Below are 6,630 nucleotides of genomic sequence, written 5' to 3'. Positions count from 1 at the left end.
GGGAGCTTATAGTCCCCTTGCCTGCGAAACCTCGTCCTGTGGAATATTTTTCTATTTAGGATGAGGAACTATCAACATAGCTCACAAACTCTTTTACAAGCTCCTCAAAGGCGTAGTAGTAGGGATTTATCACCCTGTATATTCCCATCTTTTCCAACTTCTCCGCATCTCTTTGAGACCTTGCGACCGCTATTATTTTGCCCTTGTAGTCCATATCCCTTAGGTTATTCACCAGTGTCTTTATGTCTTCCAGCTCTGGGACGGTTATAACTATTATGCTGGACTGACTTATAGGTAGCTCTTCCAAGGTTGTTTTGTCCTCCGCAGAGCCAAAGTGGGCAGGCAGTCCCTTTTCTCTAAGCTCGCTTATCCTTGAAGGGTTGTAGTCCAAGCCTATGGCGTTTATACCCATCTCCTTACAGTGCTCTAAGAGCTCGCCACCAAGCCTGCCAAGTCCAAATATGATAACCTCCACTGGTCTTTCTTCAGAAAAGAGCCTTTCAAACCTTAGCTCTGCATGAGGTGTCCTCTTTTCAAAGACACGAAGATAAGGCTCAAGCCATTTATATAGCTTATGGGAGTAGAGTATCATATAAGTGGAAAGGGCTATGGTTATAAGACCCACCATGGTGGTTATGCTAAGGGCGTCCATTCCCACATGACCCAAGGACATACCCATAGCCACGAAGATTATGGAGAACTCGCTTATCTGTGCCACTGTAAGACCTGCCAAGAAGCCTGTTTTCTTCCTGTATCCCATAATACCCATTATCACCATAACAATAAGAGGGTTGCCAATTAGAACAAATAGGGACAGAATAACTGCAATGTGCCAGTCCATGCGAATTACAGAAAAGTCAAACTTAGTGCCAAGGTCTATAAAGAAGAAAAGGAGCAGAAAGTCCCTTATGGGCGTAAGTCTTGAGCTTATAGCATCCCTAAAGTGGGTTGCAGAGAGGGAAAAGCCTGCAAGAAAGGCACCAAGCTCCTTTGAGAGCTCAAGGTATTCTCCAAGTGCTGCAAGACTTACAGACCAAGCTACCGCAAAAAGGAGTAAAAGCTCAAGAGAGCCTGCCACGACCCTTAGGAGCCTGTCCGCTACGTATTTCATAAAGACATAGATAAAAAGACCCATAAGCGAGAGCTTTAAGATAACGGTAAGAACTATCTGAAATACATCCCCCTCCTTACCTGTTATACCAAAAGCACTCATTACCACGAGGGCTATTATGACCGCTATGTCTTGGACTATGAGAAAGCCTATAGCTATCCTCCCGTGAAGGGTATCCACTTCCTTCTTGTCAGAGAGGAGCTTGACTATTATCACTGTGGAGGAGAAGGTGAGGGCTATGGCAAGATAGAGGGAAGTGAGCCAGTCTTTGCCAAGAAGCAAGATTATAAAAAAGCCTATAACACTGGTAAAGATTATCTGACCCAAGCCAGTGGCTACCGCCACCGCACCAAGTCTACGCACATACTGAGGGTTTAGTTCCAAACCTACAAGAAAGAGGAGCACCGCAACGCCTACTTGAGCCAAAATATCTACCGTGTCCTGTGCCTTAACAAGCCCAAAGCCAGAGGGACCAAGCAAAATGCCAAGGATTATGTAAGCTATAATGAGAGGTTGGCGAAGCACAAGACCCAAAAGACCCAGCAAAACCGCAAGAAGCAGTATAAAGGCAAATTCAAAGTAAGCAGTGGTGAAAAATGAATGCATTATATTCTTATTTTAAACCAAAAGTTGCGAAGGCACAGCTCCAAGTCTGCTGAGTTTTTTCTTTATGATGTCCTGTGAATACTTTTCCAAGTAGTAGACTATGGTTTCCACTCTTATCTTTACACTACCTGCAGGCTTTGTCTCATCTAACTCTCCGAACTTGAAAAAGAGCGTCCCAGAACTCTCCACTATCTTCTGCACTGGTGTAAAGGTTGGCTGGTCCATGCCACACTCGTAGCTGGAAAGTCTTATAACCCCCGTTATCCATGGAAACCTCGCAGAAAACTTTGCTCCCCATATTATCTCGTTGGTGTTTGAGCTGTAAGAGGAAGTCCACACATCTGAGATATCAAAGTAGCTCCTTATTATGCCAGCCCTTATCTCCTCTCCAAAGAGCCACTCCAAGAGCCAGTCATCTAAGGGTAGGTAGTTATACCAAAGCACAGGAAAGCCATACTGTTGAAATTCTCCATCTATATCATGCCCTATGCCAGGGTCCATATGGTAAGGTCTTGCAAGGACAAGGATGGCAGGTCTGTTGTTTTTTACGCACCACCTTATTATCTCAAGGCTCTTTTCTCTCATCTTTCTTTCAAAGTCCTCAAGGGCTCTAAAGCCTTCTTTTACCGCCTTTGCGGTCTCTTCAAGAGTAAGACCCGGAATATGCTCCTTTAAGGACTCCCACAGATACTTGGGAAGAAGTTCAGGCTCTGCAAAGGGCACAAAGGGAGAAACAAAGGCTATCCCCCTTTCTTCAAACTCGTTTTTCTCTCTCAAAAAGCCAGCCTTTATGTTCTCCACGCTCATCATTACCCGAGTGCAAGAGAGAGTATCCACCACATGACCCTTGAGGAAGGACGGCAGGGAGTATATCATGGGAACAAAAAGCAGGTTTATGTCCTTGTGAAGAAGCTCGCCCATATGCCCTGCGAGAGCCTTTACGGGAAAGCAGGAGTCCATGGTTATTCTACCCTTTCCATATTCTCTGTATTGCTCCTCAGAGGTGTCTGAGCTAAAGACTATCCTGCCCACGCCAAGGCTTTGGAAAAAGCCTACCCAAAATTGGTGAGTGCCCCATATATTGAGGAACTTAGGGATACCCACCTTAATGGACCTTCTGTCCCCTTGGGACTTTAAAGGCTTCTTTTTTAACAAAGTCAGCGATGTTAGGAAATTCATGCTTTAACCTCTCCATCTTTTCTTTGACTGCCTTTAGCTCCCTTTCGTCTTCCACAAGACCTTTCGGGCAGGCGTTGTTAACAATAAGCCTTACCCATCCTGCCTTAAGTGGAACTTTGCTCCAAGGTCTTCCTTCACCTTCGCCTATGTAAACATCTATAAAGCTCCTCTGACAGTTTACAGGACACCAGTGGCATACTGTGTCCTTTGAGGTGGTGGACCTGTAGGTGAGCCTCTCTATGCTCTCAAAGCCTCTAAAGGAAGTCTTTCCATGTTTTTGGTAATGCTCAAGTGCGATAAGTGCTGAACCTATAGCTCCTGCCTCGCCTGAATAGGGATGCACGTAGACCTCTGCGTCTGGGACTTTGGACTTTATGAAGTCTATTTGAGCTTTTACCACTGCAAGGTTTCTGTGCGTGCCACCTTGGAGGATAAACTTTTTGCCTACCTGTGAGAGGTTATTTATGTTGCCCGCATAGACCCACACATTGAGAGGAAGCACATAGCAAAGTCCTGCAAGAATCTCTTCTGCCTTCCAACCCTTTCTTTGCTGGTTTACTATATCGCTTTGTAGAAAAACGCCACAGCCCATGGTAAAGCTCGGCATAGCCTTTGCAGAGAAAGCCCTGTCCGCTATTTCAGAAAGGGGAATACCAAACCTCTCCGCCACTCCCTGCAGAAAGGCACCGTTTCCGGAGGAACATTGAGAGTTTAGCCTAAAGTCCACCACAGAACCTTGACGCAGTATCATAATCTTTACATCCACTCCGCCCACGTCGCATATGCAGTCCGCATCTGGGAAAAAGTGAAGCCCCGCAACCGCATGTGCGACCGTCTCCACCACCGCCACATCCGCACCAAGAACATCCTTTAATAGGTCTTTACCATAACCTGTAAGTCCCAAAGCAAGAACCTTTCCATCGCCAAGGTATTCTTTTATCTGCCGGAATATGTCCTTTGCATCCTCTATGGGATTTCCCTTGCTTAGGCTGTAGCAGGAAAAGACTATTTCCTTGTCTGGCGTGATGCAGACCGCCTTGGCAGTGGTTGACCCAAAATCACAACCTATGATTATCTCCTTTGCCTTCTTTGGCTGAATTTTGTTTTCCACCACGTAGGAGTATTTCTTCTTAAACTCAAGGAGCTCCTCCTCTGAGGAAACAAGACCCCTCCTGCCTTCTTTTAGCTTTTGCTCATATTGACCTTCGTCCACCCACCAGCGAAGCCTTTCTGTGCCTGCGTAAAGCCCGCCTTCTTCCTCAAGAGCTGTGAATATGCACCCCAGCGCAGCGTAATATAGGGAGTTTTCTGGAACAATAACCAGCTTTTCCATCTCCTCCTTGCTAAAGTCCCCTATGCCCCTTTCCTTCCAGAGCCTTTGCAGATGCAGTCTCCAAGCCTGTTGAAGTCCTTTGAAGAAGAGATTAGGACCTCCAAGAAGAAGCACCTTGGGAAGAGGAGTGTTTCCCTTGGTAAGCTGAGCGAGGTTTTGATAGACCACCGCCTCAAAGAGGGAGGCAATTATCTCTTCCTTTGGCACGCCCGCTTTCACCAAAGAGTTCACATCCGCCTCCGCAAAAATGCCACACTTGGAGCTTATTCTGTGAAGCGTATAGCCTTCGTAGTCCATCTGGGAAAGGACGTCAGAGGAGATGCCTAACTTTCTCGCAGACTTCTCTATAAAAGTTCCAGTCCCACCTGCACACGCATTCTGCATATAGACCTGTCTGTTTCTTTTTCCCTCTTGTTCCTTTATAAAGATGGTTTTCATATCCTCCCCGCCTATCTCACTTACAAACCTCACATCCGGATGCAGTTTTTCCACCGCAGTGGCAACCGCCACCACCTCCTGCACAAAGCGAGCCCCTATTAGCTCCCCAATAAGACCACCCCCAGAGCCTGTGATGTATACTCTGTCTCTGCCTGGCTTTAGACCGTATTTGCCTTCAAGCCTTAGGAGAAACTCCAAAACCTTCTCAGCTTGTTTTGTGTTGTGTCTCTCGTAGGCTCTATCAAGGATATTGCCCTTTTCGTCCGTCAGCACATACTTACAGGTGGTGCTACCCACATCTATACCCAGCAAGAGCATAACTATATCCTCCCCATAAGCTTTGCTATATGCATCACATAATTGCTTGCAGTGCCCGCATATCCGTAGTGTGGGACTTTGTAGGTTGCCCTTCTTAGCTCTGGATGGTCTTCTTCAAAGTTCCTTATATCTTCCACCGTCAAACCAGTCCTTTCCAGAACCTCCTCAAACTCCTCTTTTGCTCTTCTTTTTGCCTCCGTTAGTATCATCTGACACCTTGAGTAGGCATGCACCTCCGCATCTCCCTTTATCTCAATAGGTGCATAAAGCAGGTCTGGATAGTCCCCAAGCACCTTTGCCATAGCACCCACTGACATGGTATTAGGCAGACATCCATAAGGAGATAGCTCACATATCATATGTGCCTGCCTATTTAAATAGGCATACAGGGCTTTGCCAATAAGCATATGACCCTCTCCACCTGTGAGCCTATAGTAGAAGTATGGTCTGGCAAGGTCTTTTAGTTTCCTCTGGTCTGGCAGAGGATTAGGTATGTTGTTTAAGGCTCTCCTTAGCCTGTTGTAGACCATTCTATAAAGGCTTGCTATAGTTCCTATGGCGAGCTTTTTGAGATAATACCTCTTTACAAAGCCCTTGGCATCTTCCAACTTAAAAAGCTCCATGTTTATCAAATAGTCCATCCAGACTGCCACAGGCGGTGGTATAACCTCCGCACCTTCCTTCTCAAGCCACCTCTTTATGTTGTAGTTGCCATCCCCCTCGTGGGTTTGCAACCAAAACTCACCAGTTATCTTCACCTTTGGCTTTACTCTAAGCCTATCCACCTCTATCTCATCCCACAGCCTTCTTACCTCCTTTAAGGCATCCACAAAATAGCCTGTGAAGACATGCCACACCAAAGAGTCTATCTTTTTGCCCTTTATGGGTCTGTTTTTTAACTTTTCATATAGCAATTCAATGCTCTCTTTTACTACCCTGTCTGTAGAACCCTCAACCACTTCGTAAGGTCTTATTGCATATTCCATGTCCGTTATAAGGTCTGCATAAAACATGGAATACACAAGCCCAAAGGTGAGAGGCATGCTTATCTCAAGCCCACCACCGGGTGCGGACTGTTCCATCTGCATAAGGTCAAGGAGGAAAAGCCTAAAGTCTGTAAGGTTTAACCCTTCAAGCACCCTCTCGTAAGACTCGTGATATTGACCAAACCTACAAGGTCCACAAGCTCCTATGGTTACAAAAAGATAATTGTTCTTTACGCCTTCTTCACCCTCTCTTTCTCTCAAAGTCATCAATGTCCTTGCCAAATTCCCAGCGGTAAAAGTAGTAGGACAGCAAGCCCCCACATCTATGAACTCCTTTCCTATGTCTAAGTCTTGTCTTTCTATATTAGGCAGAGGCATGCTTTTGTATCCCACCCTCTCAAGAGACCCTTGTATAAGCCTTTCGTGTTTCCATGTAAGTCCACCAAATAGTATGGTGGTTTTTGACCTCTCTTCCTTTGTGAAAGGTCTTGGTCTATAAGCTCTATAATGAAACTCTTTTGTCTCCACAGTAAACCCTCCTTAAGTTTTATAAAAATTTATGCCTACCGCCTGACTTTTATTTATGCTTCTGGTCATATGAAAGCCTATATTTAAAGCATGGGCTTGGCTGAGAGATATCCTGTAAGGTATACGGTAGA

Annotated in this window: 4 protein-coding genes; all 4 read right to left on the bottom strand. The window is 45.6% G+C overall.

All coding sequences use genetic code 11. The features are described 5' to 3' along the window. Positions 1 to 55: 55 nt before the first annotated feature. Genes WKI49_02820 through WKI49_02805 form a run of 4 tightly spaced genes read right to left on the bottom strand, consistent with a single transcriptional unit; the run spans position 56 to position 6,499 of the window. Positions 56 to 1,717 carry a cation:proton antiporter gene (locus WKI49_02820; protein ID MEJ7621436.1) on the bottom strand — a complete coding sequence of 554 codons (1,662 nt, stop codon included), beginning with the start codon at positions 1,715 to 1,717 and terminating at the stop codon, positions 56 to 58. 12 nt (positions 1,718 to 1,729) lie between these two features. Further along, positions 1,730 to 2,821, bottom strand: coding sequence for an acyl-CoA dehydratase activase-related protein (locus tag WKI49_02815; protein ID MEJ7621435.1), 1,092 nt, complete (start codon positions 2,819 to 2,821; stop codon positions 1,730 to 1,732). 1 nt (position 2,822) lies between these two features. Next, positions 2,823 to 4,985, bottom strand: a complete 2,163-nt coding sequence (locus WKI49_02810; protein ID MEJ7621434.1) for a BadF/BadG/BcrA/BcrD ATPase family protein — start codon at positions 4,983 to 4,985, stop codon at positions 2,823 to 2,825. A 2-nt stretch (positions 4,986 to 4,987) separates the two neighbouring features. Beyond that, entirely contained in the window at positions 4,988 to 6,499 is a 1,512-nt protein-coding gene (locus tag WKI49_02805; protein MEJ7621433.1) for a hypothetical protein, read from the bottom strand. Positions 6,500 to 6,630 lie beyond the last annotated feature (131 nt).

The organism is Aquificaceae bacterium (genome assembly GCA_037722135.1).
GTDB classification, from domain to species: domain Bacteria; phylum Aquificota; class Aquificia; order Aquificales; family Aquificaceae; genus Pampinifervens; species Pampinifervens sericum.
The sequence above is the reverse complement of the archived record's forward strand: the minus strand, read 5'-3'. Positions and strand labels throughout refer to the sequence as shown.

Excerpts from the sequence above, each read along its gene's own strand:
- WKI49_02820 (MEJ7621436.1), bottom strand. The coding sequence starts at position 1,717 with ATGCATTCATTTTTCACCACTGCTTACTTTGAATTTGCCTTTATACTG.
- WKI49_02810 (MEJ7621434.1), bottom strand. The coding sequence starts at position 4,985 with ATGCTCTTGCTGGGTATAGATGTGGGTAGCACCACCTGTAAGTATGTG.